The sequence below is a fragment of the Candidatus Pseudothioglobus sp. uisw_142 genome (assembly GCF_059512465.1).
The window spans coordinates 1,153,728-1,168,118 of the sequence record NZ_CM183452.1; the positions used below are offsets into that span (position 1 = coordinate 1,153,728).

The window sequence follows — 14,391 nt, forward strand, 5'->3', positions numbered from 1 at the left end:
AAAGTCCAGCAAAAGAAAATCAAAAAAACTACATATAAGCGTTTTCTTTGTAAGAGTGGTCTGTCGCATCAAGGACTGCAGATATTTCTGGGTACAATGTTTTCAGCTGTTTTTCGACGCCATCTTTAAGCGTCATATTGACTGAGCTACAGCCTTGACAGCCCCCTCCAAAATTCAGGACAACTTCATTTTTTTTAGTGATTTCAACTAAATCTACAAACCCGCCATGAGAAGAAAGGCTAGGATTGACCTCGGTGACAATGGTAAACAGAACTTTCTCTTCTAAGGGTGCGTCGTCTTTAGGCGCCTCTCCTTTAGCATTTGGAGCAGTAATCGTCAGTTTTTTGTTAGTACCATCAATCTTTAAAGCAACATGGGAGTCACTCAAGTATTGATTATTAGATTCATCAATAAAGGCACTGAAACCAATAAATGGAAACTCTTGATAACTATCAGGAAGGTCACTTTTAATACAAAAATTAAATGTGACTGTAGCCACTGGTGTCCCAGCTTTTTCAACATCCACCTTTAAGCCCAAATCCTTTTCGTCTTGCTGCTCAAAAAGATCTGCAACATAAACCTCTGCTTCTTCTGTAATACTAAACATTCGTTCTCCTAAAAACAATATTGTCTATTAGACGCGTTCCGCCGAATCTAATTGCAGATATTATAATAATTTCTGAGGTTTTAGTCTCGATTTGTGTAAGGTTATTCGCATCTAGAACCTCTAAATACTCTGTCTCAAATTCCTCATCTAAATCATCAATCACTCTCAATCTTGATGCTTCAATAGATTTCCCATCCAGTATAGACTTTTTTAGCGCATTAAGTTTTAAATAAAAGTTGGGAGCTTTTTTACGATCCTCATGACCTAGATATTGATTTCTAGTGCTCATTGCTAAACCATCGATCTCTCTCTGAGTTTCTACAGACTCAATGAGAATATCTAATTTAAGTTTATCAACCAATGATTTAATAATCAAAAGTTGTTGATAGTCCTTTTCTCCAAAGACTGAATAATCAGGCTTAACAATATTAAAAAAACGCTGAACAACTTGCGCAACACCGTCAAAGTGACTTGGTCTAAATGCACCACACAGTATTTGACCAATTTCACCAACCTTATAATCATTATCCAAACCATCAGGATAAATCTCCCCCTTAGAGGGAAGAAATAAAACGTCAACTCCTTCTGATTCTAGTTTTTTTTGATCACTAGAAAGAGTATTGGGGTAGTCTTCGAAATCCTCTCCTCTAGCAAACTGCGTTGGATTAACAAAAATACTAACAACAACAATATCTGAGATTGCTCTAGCTCTATAGACTAACTTTAAATGACCGTCATGAAGCCCACCCATTGTAGGCACTAGAGAAATTTTTTTGTTATTGTTCCGACAATCCTCTAAAAAACCCTTAAGACCTGTCGTTGTTTTGAAAATTTGCATTAATAGCTCTCACTATCAGATGGAAAGGTTCCCGTCTTTACCTCTTTGATATACGACTTTACAGCAGCTGAAATAGAGTCTTGAGAATTTAAAAAATTTCGAACAAATCTTGGCTGTCTCCCTGAAGTAATTCCAAGCATATCATAGCTGACAAGGACCTGGCCATCACAATCTCTTCCAGCACCAATTCCTATTGTTGGTATTTTAATTTGCTCGCTAATAACCTTTGCTAAGTCGCTAGGAACACATTCAAGAACCAATACACTCACTCCAAGTGACTCTAATAGCATTGCATTATCAATAATTAATTGCGCAGAGCTCTTATCTCTTCCCTGGACTTTATAATCACTTGAATCGATGACAAGCTGAGGCTGAAGACCCAGATGACCACATACATTGATATTATTAGATATCAACGCTTTAATGACCTCAGTATGTTCAATACCGCCCTCAATTTTAATCATTTCAGCGCCATGATCTATTAAAGCTTTTGCATTGCTTAAGGCAGATTGAGTATCCTCATAGCTATTAAAAGGCATATCCGCTATGACCAATGACTGTTTACAAGCACCTGAGACAATAGAGGTATGATAAATCATATCTTCCATTGAGACTGAACGCGTATTTTCTGCGCCTTGAATTACCATTCCCAGAGAGTCACCAATCAAAATTGTGTCAACACCCGCACTATCAATCAAACTAGCCATTGAGGCATCATAAGCTGTCAAACAGGTAATTTTTTCACCTTTCTGTTTATAACGACCTAAATCTGAGTGCTTCATAATTTTTTTAAATCTTGCGTATTAACTCTATCAATTAATTTCTTTATTGACCCTAAAAGAGGAACCTTAATCTCTTTATCAATTTCGTACATTGGCACCAAAACAAAAGCCCTATTAGTTATCTCAGGATGAGGAATAGATAACCTTTCGCTTGAAATAACTTGCTGCCCATAAAGAAGTATATCTAAATCAATTGTTCTCGAGCCCCATTTTACCTCTCTTACTCTCTTTTGATCATTTTCAATACCTTGACAGACGTCCAATAAATCAATTGCATCCATAGAGGTTTTAATACTGCAAACTGCATTGATATAATTTGGTCCAGGCATCTCTAAAAGAGGCTTTGATTCATAAAAACTTGAAACCTCATTCACAGCGACTCCATTAGACAGATTTAATGCTGAAAGTGCTTTTTCAATTTGAACCTTTGGATTTTCTAAATTTGAGCCTAAACCGATATATACTAACAATGAATTAAGGTCCCTATATATTCACCTTGATAAATCCTAGTTAGCACCTCTTTCTCTCGCCCCCAAGCAATATTCGAGATTGTATCTGTGTCTGCGGCCTGCTTAGCAGCCATGACTTTTGAGTACATACCACCAGAGCCCAGAGCGCCTCCTGTTTTTCCAGCTACTCGCTCTAATTTTTCATCATTAAAGTGAATTTTTTCTATCAAATTTGCATTGGCATTTTTTCGAGGATCAGCATCAAAAACACCATGCTGATCAGTCAATATTACTAATCTTTCTGCATTTAAAAAATTGGCCACAAGAGCAGCTAAAGTGTCGTTATCACCAAACTTAATCTCCTCAGTGGCGACTGTATCATTTTCATTGATGACAGGAACAATTCCAAAATCAAGCAAGTTGGCTAGTGTTGCTGATATATTTTCGAAATGCTTAGAATTGATAAGATTATCACGAGTTAGAAGGACTTGAGCAGTTTGGACATTGTATTTTGCAAATAATGACTCGTAAGCTTGCACCAATCCCATTTGACCAACTGCAGCAGCAGCCTGAAGTTTGTGTATATCACTTGGCTTCTCTTTCCATCCCAATCGTTTCATTCCTTCAACAATAGATCCACTCGAAACCAACACAACATCAATGTTATGAGCTTGAAGACTTAAAACCTGCTCCACCCATTGAGAGATTAATTGTTTGTCAATTCCTTCTCCATTGTTAGTCAGAAGGGCGGATCCAATCTTAACGACCCAACACTTATTCTTCTTCATTTTTTTGCTCTATTAAATCATACAAACCAAAAATTAAGGATTTACAGCCTAAACCATTTAGTGCTGATATGTTAAACGCAATTCCTTTGTATTTGATTTTTTTCAGAAAATCCTTAATGACCTTGTCTCTTTCATTTTCTGCAATTAAGTCGATTTTATTAATTGCAACAATCCTAGATTTTTTGAAGAGTTCATCATCAAACTTTTTTAATTCAGATTCTATCGTTAAATAATTTTTAATTGGATCAGAGCCATCAAATGGCAATATATCAACAACATGCAGAAGCACTCTAGCTCTTGACAGGTGCTTAAGAAACTCAAATCCAAGTCCAACACCCTCACTCGCTTTTTCAAGAAGTCCGGGAATATCTGCCATGACAAAGTGATTACTTCCTGCTTTGACAACACCAAGACTAGGATGCAGGGTAGTAAAAGGGTAGTCAGCAACTTTTGGACGAGCACCCGAGATTTGTCTAATCAAAGATGACTTACCTGCATTTGGCATCCCTAAAAGCCCAACATCAGCCATTATATTTAACTCTAATGCAACCTCCCTGGATTCTCCCGGAGTCCCTGGAGAAGTTTGTCTGGGAGCTCGATTAATTGATGACTTGAATCGTGCGTTACCTAATCCATGAAACCCTCCCTTTGCAACAAGTAAATCTTGCTTGTGGAGTGTTATTTCACCGATGACCTCATCTGTAGAAAGATCGATGATTTTGGTGCCTAGTGGAACCTCAACATACAAATCATCAGCTGACTTTCCTCTTCGATCACTACCCATTCCTGGCATTCCATTCTTTGCTCTATATAGTCGGTTGTATCGAAATTCACTTAACGTATTCAAACCCTCTTGACCTTGAAAGTAGACACTGCCGCCATCACCGCCGTCTCCACCATCGGGTCCGCCATCTGGGATATATTTCTCACGACGAAAGCTTAGGCAGCCTGCCCCACCTTTTCCAGCCTCAACGACAACGCTTGCAGAGTCTACAAATTTCATAATTCTTTTAAATAAATAATAAATTAACAGCTAAGATCATAATTAAGAATCAGTCTAAATGAAATAGATGTAATGAAAGTTAAATGATAAAGCTATAATATCTGGCAACTATTATACCTTTTTTCCTATCATAAGCCCTCTAGAAGAGAATCGAACTTGATTAAGACTTTATCAAAACTTTGAATCTTGAGTGCCTAGATAAACTATATGATCATTTTTTCTCTTAAACATTTAATTGAACCTATCTATGAATAGATTTCTATATTCATTGGTGCTTTATTTTAGTATTCCATTAGCTATCTTTAGGCTTCTCATAAAAGATACTCACGATCCATCTTGGACAAGAAAACTAAAAAATCAATTCGGTATCGTTGAGAAAATACCTGGAAGAGTGATTTGGACTCACTGCGTTTCTGTTGGAGAGTTTAATGCCTCTAAGCCTCTAATTGAAAAGCTTATGAGTCAATACCCCAATCACCAGATTGTTATTTCAACTACAACAATTACAGGTTTTAATACAGTCAATAATTACTATAAAAATAACGTTAAACACTGTTTTTTTCCTTTTGATATTCCCATTATATTAGATTCATTTATTCGAAAAATAAACCCTGAGATCTGCATCCTGCTTGAGACTGAAATTTGGCCAAACTTAATACATATACTTAAAAAGAAAAACATTACTACAGCACTCATCAATGCGCGTTTATCAGATAAGTCATTTCAAAGATATGACAAATATTTTGCAAAATTAGTCAAGGCCTCTTTAAATAACCTCAGTTTGATTTGCGCTCAAAATTCATTTTCATCTGATCGGTTCATATCACTTGGAGCGAATCAAGAAAAGATGATTACAACGGGTAGTTTAAAGTTTGACAGTAACAATACAATTGACGATAAGTCTATCAAAGCTTTAAAAAAAATAATTGGAGACAGGAAAATAACTGTTTTTGCCAGTACTCGTGAAGGTGAAGAAGAACAAATCATTAAAAGTTATATCAATTCTGCAGATAATATCAACTCTCTTTTAATTATTATTCCAAGACACCCTGAGAGATTCAATGAGGTTTTTAAGCTTGCAAAAGCAAGTGGGCTTAAGGCTGAAAGAAGATCTGCAGTATTAAAATGTTCTGAAGATACTGATATTTTAATTGGTGATACTATGGGTGAGATGATGTCCTATTATTCAGTCTGCGACCTTGCCTTTATTGGAGGAAGTCTTTCTGATAATGGCTGTCAAAATATGCTGGAAGCTGCATCCTTATCAAAACCAATTATTTTTGGCCCTAGTGTATTTAACTTCGAAGAAATCTCAAAGAAACTATTAAGGAGTGATGCGGCAATCCAAGTCACCAATGCGGATGAATTGATGAGCACAATTTCTGAACTACTTAAAAGTGATCATAGAAGAGAGCAGCTTGGGGTTAATGCCAAAAAAACTTTCGATAAAAATCGCGGCGCAGTTAATGAGATTCTTGAAGTCATCACGCCGCTGATCAAGATTTAACTCTAACTAGCTTTAAGCCCCTTCTTTTAAATAGATTTCACTATCATTATCTAGAAATTCTTCAGATTTTTTATCCATTTCAATCTGAATTTCTTGAATTTTTTCAACCGTAGCGCTGTCAAGCCCCTTAATATCTTGTGAGATTTTCATAGAGCAGAACTTAGGTCCACACATTGAGCAAAAATGCGCAGTTTTAGCCGCTTGCTTTGGAAGCGTTTCATCATGAAAGCTTCTCGCTGTATCTGGATCAAGTGCCAAGTTAAACTGGTCTTCCCATCTAAATTCAAATCGGGCTTTGGAGAGTGCATTATCTCTGATCTGAGCTCCTGGATGTCCTTTAGCAAGATCAGCTGCATGCGCAGCAATTTTATAAGTAATAATTCCTGTCTTAACATCATCCTGGTTAGGTAGCCCAAGATGCTCCTTAGGGGTGACATAGCAAAGCATCGCACAGCCATACCAGCCAATTTGTGCTGCTCCAATTGCTGAGGTAATATGATCATATCCAGGCGCAATATCTGTGGTCAATGGTCCAAGAGTATAGAAAGGAGCTTCACCACACTCTTCAAGCTGCTTTTCCATGTTATCTTTAATCATGTGCATTGGAACATGACCCGGACCTTCAATGAAAGTTTGCACGTCATGCTTCCAGGCGATTTTAGTAAGCTCACCTAGAGTCTCGAGCTCACCATACTGAGCGGCATCATTTGCATCGGCAATTGATCCTGGTCTCAAACCGTCACCAAGTGAGAAGGTCACGTCATAAGCCTTCATAATTTCACAAATGTCTTCAAAGTGTGTGTAAAGAAAACTCTCTGTGTGATGCGCAAGACACCATTTCGCCATGATAGAGCCCCCTCTAGATACGATTCCAGTAACCCTATTCATTGTCAATGGGACGTATTTAAGGCGAACACCAGCATGAATCGTAAAGTAATCAACGCCCTGCTCAGCTTGTTCAATCAACGTGTCTCTAAAGATCTCCCAGGTCAGATCTTCTGCAACACCTTTCACTTTTTCAAGCGCTTGATAAATAGGCACAGTTCCAACAGGGACTGGTGAATTACGAATAATCCATTCACGTGTTTCATGAATATTTTTACCTGTTGATAGATCCATAATGGTATCAGCGCCCCAACGAACACCCCAAACCATTTTTCCAACCTCTTCATCAATTGAAGAGCCAAGCGCTGAGTTACCAATATTTCCATTAATTTTAACTAAGAAGTTTCTACCAACAATCATTGGCTCTGTTTCAGGATGGTTAATATTATTAGGAATAATTGCGCGGCCTCTAGCTACTTCGTCTCTTACAAATTCTGGCGTAATAATCTTTGGCGTTGCAGCGCCAAAGCTTTCACCTTGATGTTGTCCAATTTGGTCCTGATATTCTTGCCAAAGACAATTTTCTCTTATTGCAATGTACTCCATTTCAGGCGTTATAATGCCTTTTTTTGCATAGTGCATCTGAGTCACATTTTTTCCTTTCTTTGCCTTTCTAGGAGCTCTTAAATGTTCAAACCTTAGCTCATCAAGCTCTTTGTTATTTAGTCTTTCATTAGAAAAATTTGAGCTCACACCATCTAATACTTCTGTGTCTTCTCTTTCCTCAATCCAATTCGAGCGAACTGATTCTATCCCATCTCTGTAACTAATCGTTTTAGTAGGGTCTGTATAGGGTCCAGAGGTATCATAGACATGGATTGGATCGTTTTTTTCAGCCAAATCTCCTATGGTATCTGTAAGCTTAATTTGCCTCATGGGGACATTGATGTCGTCCCTTGAGCCTTTAGCATAGACTTTTTTAGAATTGGGAAAAGGCTCAATAAAAGCCTTGTTAACGCTTGATAAACTTGTAAGTGTTTCGGATGATTGCTTCATTATTGTATAATTTGGTTAATGTTACTTTAGGAATGAAAATGTCCATTTTAACTCATCGACCAAGAAGATTGAGAAAACAAGAATTTAATCGTTCTTTAGTTCGTGAACACACTTTAACTGCTAACGATTTAATCTACCCTCTATTTGTTATAGAGGGAGAAAACATTAAGGAAAAAATTGACTCGATGCCTGGTATTGAAAGACTAAGCATCGACCAGCTTTTGATTGAGGCTAAGGAGATTGTTGATTTAAAAATTCAAGCCATTGCCCTTTTTCCCGTTATTTCTTCTGAGAAAAAAACTGAAGATGCTGAAGAGTCTTATAATTCAGATGGACTTGTTCAAAGAGCTGTCCGCGCTCTCAAGAGAAGCTTCCCAGAGCTTGCAGTGATTACTGACGTTGCATTGGACCCATTTACAAGCCATGGTCAGGATGGATTAATTAATTCCAATGGATATGTTCTCAATGATGAAACAGTCAAGGTTCTCATCAAACAAGCCCTTTCACATGCCGAGGCGGGCGCGGACATCGTTGCGCCCTCTGACATGATGGATGGAAGAATAGGGGCAATTCGAAATGCACTAGAAGAGTCAGGCTATAAAAATACCAACATATTATCGTATGCTGCAAAATATGCCTCGTCATTTTATGGACCCTTTAGGGATGCAGTTGGTTCTTCTGGAAGCCTTGGAAAGTCAGATAAAAAGAGCTACCAGATGGATCCTGGAAATGCTAACGAAGCAATTCGCGAGGTCGAACTGGATATTAACGAGGGTGCTGATATGGTCATGATCAAGCCAGGCCTACCATATCTTGATATTGTATCCAATGTTAAACAAACGTTTGGAGTGCCGACTTTTGCCTATCATGTCAGTGGTGAATATGCTATGCTTAAGGCAGCTAGTCAAAAGAACTGGATTGATGAAAAGTCAACGGTTCTTGAAACACTGCTCTGCTTTAAAAGGGCTGGTGCAGATGCCATCTTGACTTATTATGCGAAAGATGCTGCTAAGTGGATTAAAGATTCATGATCAATTTTTATTAAAAGATAGATAAAAATGAACCAAAAAATTGCCTTCTATTTAATATCAACTGTGGTTGTTTTTTTTATAGGGCATACTTATTCACAATTTAATATAAAGACTCCTGAGCCTGTCATTATTTCCATTGATAACTCTGAAGAGATTAAACAATACAAATCAGATCTTATTAGTTTGCAAACGCAACTGGATGATCTAGATAGTCAATTAATAAACTCCCTTGACTTGCTGAATTCATCTACTAAAAAACTTAATCTTTCATCTAGCAAGGTTCAAGTGCTTGAGGCTGAGATGAATTTAATTAAAACTCGAAACAATCAACTCCAGTCTGAACTCAGCCAAAGCGAATCATTTGTAATTACAAATGATAATCAAATTAAATCACTAACCGAAGAGCTTTCAAGCGCCCTCATCGAGCTTGAGCTGAGTCAATTTGAGCTTGAGCTTGCAAAAGAGCAGACTGAACAATAAATCTATCTATTTTAGTTATAGTACCTTACAAAACGACTTAAATCTTCCCTTGGTGTTCTGTATGAGTTGACGATTTGACCCTTGTCTTCGTAGCCCAAAGCTAGACCACAAAGCACCATTTTGTCCTTGTATTCTGGAAACTCTTGGCGAACAATGTCAGGATACTCTCCCAGAGCTGCCTGAGGACAAGTTGCCAATCCTTTTTCGACAGCTGAAAGCATGATCGATTGAATAAACATTCCATAATCCATAAAAGAGCCTTTCTCCATTGATCTATCAATAAAAAATAGAAGAATAACAGGGGCATTAAAGGCTTGATAATTTAGCGCCCACTGGTCAAGCTGTCTGTCTTTATCTTCTCTACTTATATTCAATGTTGAGTAGAGGATAAGGCCGCATTCCTTTCTTCTTTGTTTATATTCGTCAAGCCACTCAACTGGGTAATACTTATAGTCCATAGAGCCTTTTACTCCGCCTCTAAAAGCCTTCTCAAACTTATTACAGAGGTTATTTTTACTCTCGCCCTGAATGACTGCAACTTGCCAGGGCTGTGTATTCACTCCAGAAGGTGCTGTTTTGGACTGCTCAATGATTTCGTTTATTGTGTCCATGGGCACTTCTTTATCCAAGAAAGCCCTTGTGGATTTTCGATCCATTAAAGTGGTTTTTAAATCCATCAGATTCTCCTTTTAGTTTCTTTAGCAATACTTCTAGTTGACTGGTTTTGCATAAAGAACGATTATATTCCCAATAATAATTAATAATACGCCTATTAAGCCAACCCAGCTCCACTCATAATTTTCAAATAAAGTGGACAAAAGAAGCGCAATGGTGGGCGTAAAAATATTTACATATGAGGCCTTATCTGCCCCAATATTTCCAACAAGCTTTAAGTAAACTCCAAATCCAATTACAGATGCAATCAGTGCTAAATAAACCAGTGATATGACATAACTATAGCTGGTATTAAAGCTGAAGCTTACATCACTCATGGCTATATAAAATACTAATATCAGTGAACCGTAGAGCATACTAAAAGCATTACTTTGGACTAGTGGCATTTTACGAGCCTGAAATTGGCCTGATAAAAGCATACCAATTGAGGCAAAAAAAGTTGCCAATAGCATCCAAAGAAAACCTTTAACAACGCCTGACTCAAGAGACCAATCAGCACTACTAATTTCATTTGAAAATATTATTGAAAGCCCTGCTATACCAACCACTGCACCAACTAATATAGGCAGCCTTATTGGTTTTTTAAAAAAAATAAATCCGTTGAAAACGGTAAATAAGGTAAGGGTTGAAAAAATAAGACAAACTAAGCCAGAAGCAAGATAAAAGGTACCAAAATAAGCACAAATATAATTAACACAAAACAGAAAAAAACCTAGCAACAACCAACTCAAATGATCTCGCCAAGGAAATGAGAGCTTGAGGCCTCTAAAATAACACCAAATAAAAAGAATGATTGAGGCGAGTAAAAATCGCCAAACTATTGAAACCTGTGGGGCAACATCTCCCAATTGAAAGCTAATGGCGAACCATGATGACCCCCAAGCCAAGAGCACAACAAAGTAGAGAAGTGCGTTCATCGTTTTACTTAGGTACTTTAGGTGACTATTAAATTCTATTAGAAATTAAATCCTCAACTACGCCAGGCTCAGCAAGCGTTGAAGTATCTCCCAACTCTTTATAGTCGTCTTCTGCGATTTTTCTGAGAATGCGCCTCATAATCTTTCCAGATCTTGTTTTAGGAAGGCCCTGTGCAAATTGAATTTTATCAACAGTAGCTATGGGTCCAATCTCTTTTCTAACAAGTGCAACTAGTTCTTTTTTAAGCTCATCAGTTCCCTCAATGCCACTCATTAGAGAGACGTAAGCATAGATTCCTTGTCCCTTAATATCGTGAGGCATTCCAACAACTGCAGCCTCACTGACATTACTATGCAAAACAAGAGCGGACTCTATTTCAGCTGTTCCAAGACGATGTCCAGAAATGTTTAAGACATCATCCACCCTACCAGTAATCCAATAATAGCCATCGGCATCACGCTTAACACCATCACCAGCAAAATATTTTCCAGGATACGTTGAAAAATAAGCCTCCATAAAACGCTCATGATTGTTATAGAGCGTCCTCATTTGACCAGGCCATGAGCGGGCCAAAACAAGAATACCTGAGGCTTCACCTTCTAACACTTCACCACTCTCGGTTAAAACTTGGGGCTCAACACCAAAAAAAGGCTTCGTTGCAGAGCCAGGCTTTAATTCAGTTGCAAATGGCATTGGTGTAATCATATGGCCGCCTGTTTCAGTTTGCCACCAGGTATCCACCACAGGACACCTCTCTTCACCAACAACACTATAGTACCATTCCCAGGCTTCAGGATTGATTGGCTCTCCAACAGTGCCAAGTATTTTTAAACTAGATCTAGAAGTTTTTTGTACGAGCTCATTTCCTGCACCCATCAGAGCTCTAATTGCAGTTGGAGCCGTATAGAAAATGTTGACTTGGTGTTTATCAATGACCTGCCAGAATCTTGAAGCGTCTGGATAATTTGGAATACCCTCAAACATTAAAGAGGTTGCTCCATTAGCTAGTGGCCCATAAACAATGTACGAGTGTCCGGTTACCCAGCCGACGTCGGCAGTGCACCAATATATATCTCCCTCTTGATAATCAAAAGTATATTTATGAGTCATTGCGGCATAGAGCAGATAGCCACCAGAGGTATGAAGAACACCCTTGGGTTTTCCAGTTGAACCTGAAGTGTATAGAATAAAGAGTGGCGTTTCAGCGTCGAACATTTCACATGGGAATTTGGATGATGCATCTTTGACCAGCTCATGGTACCAAACATCTCTGTTTGACCAGCCTATATCGTTACCAGTTCTCTTAACAACTACAATATGCTCGACACAATCACACTCTTTTGTTGCAATATCTACATTGGCTTTTAGTGGTATAGATTTACCTCCCCTAACACCCTCATCAGCAGTAATTACCATCTTACATTCACTATCAAGGATTCTATCTCTCAAAGCATCGGGTGAGAAGCCACCAAAAACAACAGAATGAATTGCTCCAAGTCTTGCGCATGCAAGCATTGCAACAGTTGCTTCTATAATCATTGGCATATAAAGGCAAATACGGTCACCCTTCTCAACACCGAGATCTCTCATTCCATTTGAAAATTTGCAAACCATTTCATGGAGCTCTTTGTAGGTGATGGACTGACTTGAATCTGGATCATCCCCTTCCCAAATAATCGCGACCTGATTTGCTCTCTCAGGAAGATGACGATCAAGACAATTATACGAAACATTAAGAGTTGCACCCTCAAACCAAGCAATTTTCCCTTTAGAAAAATCAACATCAGAGACTTTATCCCACTTTTTATCCCAACTAATAAACTGATCTGCCTGATCTGCCCAAAATTCATCAGGCTGAGACATTGACTGTTCGTACATCGATTCATATTTTTGAGCGTCAATTAAAGGCTTTCTATTGCTTTGCATGATTGGGTATTTCATTTAAAAACCTCGATTTAAATTTCTTAAAAAATCCATGTTACCAAAGTCACTGATTGGAATGCTATAAAAATATCTATAAATTAAGCAAAAAAAATGACGCCAGAGCGTCATTTTTTCTTTAAAAGATTTAATGGAGTTTATTCATCTTCATCTTTAACAGCTAAATTATCAGTTGAAACCTCAGAATCGAGCGTTGCCTCTGAAAGCTCCTCTTTAACTTCACTCATCTTAGCTTCATCTGCAAGCTTTTCTTGTGCGTTAAGCTCTTCTTCAATTGCATACTCTTCAGTCAAAATTGAAGCATCAATTAATCCAGCCTCAATTTCTCTTAAAGCTAAAACAGTCGGCTTATCTTTTCCAACATCTAAAGTTGTTCTGAAACCACCTGAATTTAATTGATGGGCGCGCTTAGCAGCCACTAAAACTAATTCAAATCTATTCTGAACCTTATCTAAACAATCTTCTACTGTTACTCTTGCCATAATCTTTGTTAACCTTTGAGGGTGAATGCTAAAATGTAATATTTTACTTTATTATGCAAAATATGGAAAGGCTTATTGTGCTTGATACAGAGACAACTGGAATTAACCCAAAAGAAGGTCATCGCATTATTGAAGTTGGAGCCGTACAAATTGAAAATAGAGAGGTCACTAATACTGAATTCCACAAATATATTCAACCAAATCGAACTGTTGGTGACTCAGTTAACATTCATGGAATTACAGATAAATTTCTGATCAACAAGCCTCAATTTAATCAAATTTCAGATGATTTATTATCCTTTATTGAAGGGGCAACATTGATTATCCATAATGCACCATTTGACTTAGGCTTTCTTGACAACGAACTTAAACTTAATGGCATACAGAAAAAAATACAAGATTTATGTCCAGTTATTGATACTCTTGAACTATCAAAAAAACAAAGGCCTGGCACTATGCATAATTTAGATGCTCTTTGTCGTCGATTTGGAGTTGATACAAGTGCCAGAACGAGGCATGGGGCTCTTTTAGATGCTCAGATTCTTGCTCAAGTTTATATAGCAATGACTGGTGGTCAGTCCAATTTATTCCAAGAAATCCAAAGTAATAAATCAGAATTAACTGACCCGTCACTCATCAAAAAAAATATTGCAAATAGAGAAAAAATTAAGGTTATTTTGGCAACTAAAGACGAAACAGAACTGCATAATAATTATTTTAACAAATAAATAAAATGATCTAATAAATCAAGCTTAATTAAGCATTGACTAAGAAGACGATGACAGTATAATTACACACCTTCGGAGTGTAGCGCAGTCTGGTAGCGTATCTGGTTTGGGACCAGGTGGTCGGGGGTTCAAATCCCTCCACTCCGACCAAAATTAATTTTTAAAGTGCAAGCCTAAACTTTATTAAAGCAAAGTTATGCGCCCATAGCTCAGCTGGATAGAGCAACGGCCTTCTAAGCCGTAGGTCATACGTTCGAATCGTATTGGGCGCGCCACTTTTT

15 protein-coding genes and 2 tRNA genes are annotated in these 14,391 nt (G+C 37.8%); 6 read left to right on the plus strand and 11 right to left on the minus strand.

What is annotated here, in order from left to right:
• Window positions 1-28 precede the first annotated feature (28 nt).
• Genes AC5YGB_RS05900 through cgtA form a run of 6 tightly spaced genes read right to left on the minus strand, consistent with a single transcriptional unit; the run spans window position 29 to window position 4,467 of the window.
• Window positions 29-607, minus strand: a complete 579-nt coding sequence (locus AC5YGB_RS05900; protein WP_020024488.1) for an NfuA family Fe-S biogenesis protein — start codon at window positions 605-607, stop codon at window positions 29-31.
• The gene (gene panC, locus AC5YGB_RS05905) at window positions 600-1,445 is read right to left on the minus strand and encodes a pantoate--beta-alanine ligase (protein WP_496136945.1); all 846 of its coding nucleotides are present in this window, start codon (window positions 1,443-1,445) and stop codon (window positions 600-602) included. Before panC ends, AC5YGB_RS05900 begins: the two co-directional genes overlap by 8 nt.
• Complete coding sequence (gene panB, locus AC5YGB_RS05910; RefSeq protein WP_496136946.1) at window positions 1,445-2,227, minus strand: 3-methyl-2-oxobutanoate hydroxymethyltransferase; 783 nt, start codon at window positions 2,225-2,227, stop codon at window positions 1,445-1,447. Before panB ends, panC begins: the two co-directional genes overlap by 1 nt.
• Window positions 2,224-2,697, minus strand: coding sequence for a 2-amino-4-hydroxy-6-hydroxymethyldihydropteridine diphosphokinase (gene folK / locus AC5YGB_RS05915; protein ID WP_496136947.1), 474 nt, complete (start codon window positions 2,695-2,697; stop codon window positions 2,224-2,226). Before folK ends, panB begins: the two co-directional genes overlap by 4 nt.
• Window positions 2,691-3,464: a glutamate 5-kinase gene (proB, locus tag AC5YGB_RS05920; RefSeq protein WP_271803316.1), complete on the minus strand. Its 774-nt coding sequence runs from the start codon at window positions 3,462-3,464 to the stop codon at window positions 2,691-2,693. The genes folK and proB overlap by 7 nt, the downstream gene beginning before the upstream one ends.
• Window positions 3,451-4,467, minus strand: a complete 1,017-nt coding sequence (gene cgtA, locus AC5YGB_RS05925) for an Obg family GTPase CgtA (RefSeq protein ID WP_496136948.1) — start codon at window positions 4,465-4,467, stop codon at window positions 3,451-3,453. The genes proB and cgtA overlap by 14 nt, the downstream gene beginning before the upstream one ends.
• 247 nt (window positions 4,468-4,714) lie before the next feature.
• Between cgtA and AC5YGB_RS05930 the strand changes: the two genes are divergently transcribed.
• Window positions 4,715-5,974: a glycosyltransferase N-terminal domain-containing protein gene (locus AC5YGB_RS05930; protein ID WP_496136949.1), complete on the plus strand. Its 1,260-nt coding sequence runs from the start codon at window positions 4,715-4,717 to the stop codon at window positions 5,972-5,974.
• A 12-nt stretch (window positions 5,975-5,986) separates the two neighbouring features.
• On the opposite strand, the gene thiC is transcribed toward AC5YGB_RS05930, so the two are convergent.
• Window positions 5,987-7,855 carry a phosphomethylpyrimidine synthase ThiC gene (thiC, locus tag AC5YGB_RS05935; protein WP_496136950.1) on the minus strand — a complete coding sequence of 623 codons (1,869 nt, stop codon included), beginning with the start codon at window positions 7,853-7,855 and terminating at the stop codon, window positions 5,987-5,989.
• Between the two features lie 38 nt (window positions 7,856-7,893).
• On the opposite strand from thiC, the gene hemB reads away from it, so the two are divergent.
• Window positions 7,894-8,886 carry a porphobilinogen synthase gene (gene hemB / locus AC5YGB_RS05940; protein ID WP_271549605.1) on the plus strand — a complete coding sequence of 331 codons (993 nt, stop codon included), beginning with the start codon at window positions 7,894-7,896 and terminating at the stop codon, window positions 8,884-8,886.
• A gap of 27 nt (window positions 8,887-8,913) precedes the next feature.
• Entirely contained in the window at window positions 8,914-9,366 is a 453-nt protein-coding gene (locus AC5YGB_RS05945; RefSeq protein ID WP_496136951.1) for a hypothetical protein, read from the plus strand.
• An 11-nt stretch (window positions 9,367-9,377) separates the two neighbouring features.
• On the opposite strand, the gene AC5YGB_RS05950 is transcribed toward AC5YGB_RS05945, so the two are convergent.
• From AC5YGB_RS05950 to rpoZ, 4 genes are all read right to left on the minus strand, one after another.
• Entirely contained in the window at window positions 9,378-10,043 is a 666-nt protein-coding gene (locus AC5YGB_RS05950; protein ID WP_496136952.1) for a nitroreductase family protein, read from the minus strand.
• A 33-nt stretch (window positions 10,044-10,076) separates the two neighbouring features.
• The gene (locus AC5YGB_RS05955) at window positions 10,077-10,958 is read right to left on the minus strand and encodes an EamA family transporter (protein ID WP_496136953.1); all 882 of its coding nucleotides are present in this window, start codon (window positions 10,956-10,958) and stop codon (window positions 10,077-10,079) included.
• A 28-nt stretch (window positions 10,959-10,986) separates the two neighbouring features.
• Window positions 10,987-12,900: an acetate--CoA ligase gene (gene acs, locus AC5YGB_RS05960; protein WP_496136954.1), complete on the minus strand. Its 1,914-nt coding sequence runs from the start codon at window positions 12,898-12,900 to the stop codon at window positions 10,987-10,989.
• Window positions 12,901-13,037: 137 nt separating this feature from the next.
• Entirely contained in the window at window positions 13,038-13,382 is a 345-nt protein-coding gene (rpoZ, locus tag AC5YGB_RS05965) for a DNA-directed RNA polymerase subunit omega (RefSeq protein ID WP_496136955.1), read from the minus strand.
• Between the two features lie 53 nt (window positions 13,383-13,435).
• Here rpoZ and dnaQ point away from each other — a divergent pair, with 53 nt between their 5' ends.
• From dnaQ to AC5YGB_RS05980, 3 genes are all read left to right on the plus strand, one after another.
• Window positions 13,436-14,110 (plus strand): DNA polymerase III subunit epsilon, encoded by a 675-nt coding sequence (gene dnaQ / locus AC5YGB_RS05970; protein WP_496136956.1) that lies wholly within the window; start codon window positions 13,436-13,438, stop codon window positions 14,108-14,110.
• Window positions 14,111-14,183: 73 nt separating this feature from the next.
• Window positions 14,184-14,260: transfer RNA gene (locus tag AC5YGB_RS05975), tRNA-Pro, on the plus strand.
• A gap of 48 nt (window positions 14,261-14,308) precedes the next feature.
• Window positions 14,309-14,385, plus strand: a tRNA-Arg gene (locus AC5YGB_RS05980).
• Window positions 14,386-14,391: the final 6 nt, after the last annotated feature.

Bases quoted from the DNA above. Each gene is read 5' to 3' on its own strand.
- AC5YGB_RS05900 (WP_020024488.1), bottom strand. From the start codon at position 607: ATGTTTAGTATTACAGAAGAAGCAGAGGTTTATGTTGCAGATCTTTTT.
- panC (WP_496136945.1), bottom strand. From the start codon at position 1,445: ATGCAAATTTTCAAAACAACGACAGGTCTTAAGGGTTTTTTAGAGGAT.
- panB (WP_496136946.1), bottom strand. From the start codon at position 2,227: ATGAAGCACTCAGATTTAGGTCGTTATAAACAGAAAGGTGAAAAAATT.
- proB (WP_271803316.1), bottom strand. From the start codon at position 3,464: ATGAAGAAGAATAAGTGTTGGGTCGTTAAGATTGGATCCGCCCTTCTG.
- cgtA (WP_496136948.1), bottom strand. From the start codon at position 4,467: ATGAAATTTGTAGACTCTGCAAGCGTTGTCGTTGAGGCTGGAAAAGGT.
- AC5YGB_RS05930 (WP_496136949.1), top strand. From the start codon at position 4,715: ATGAATAGATTTCTATATTCATTGGTGCTTTATTTTAGTATTCCATTA.
- thiC (WP_496136950.1), bottom strand. From the start codon at position 7,855: ATGAAGCAATCATCCGAAACACTTACAAGTTTATCAAGCGTTAACAAG.
- hemB (WP_271549605.1), top strand. From the start codon at position 7,894: ATGTCCATTTTAACTCATCGACCAAGAAGATTGAGAAAACAAGAATTT.
- AC5YGB_RS05945 (WP_496136951.1), top strand. From the start codon at position 8,914: ATGAACCAAAAAATTGCCTTCTATTTAATATCAACTGTGGTTGTTTTT.
- AC5YGB_RS05950 (WP_496136952.1), bottom strand. From the start codon at position 10,043: ATGGATTTAAAAACCACTTTAATGGATCGAAAATCCACAAGGGCTTTC.
- AC5YGB_RS05955 (WP_496136953.1), bottom strand. From the start codon at position 10,958: ATGAACGCACTTCTCTACTTTGTTGTGCTCTTGGCTTGGGGGTCATCA.
- acs (WP_496136954.1), bottom strand. From the start codon at position 12,900: ATGAAATACCCAATCATGCAAAGCAATAGAAAGCCTTTAATTGACGCT.
- rpoZ (WP_496136955.1), bottom strand. From the start codon at position 13,382: ATGGCAAGAGTAACAGTAGAAGATTGTTTAGATAAGGTTCAGAATAGA.
- dnaQ (WP_496136956.1), top strand. From the start codon at position 13,436: ATGCAAAATATGGAAAGGCTTATTGTGCTTGATACAGAGACAACTGGA.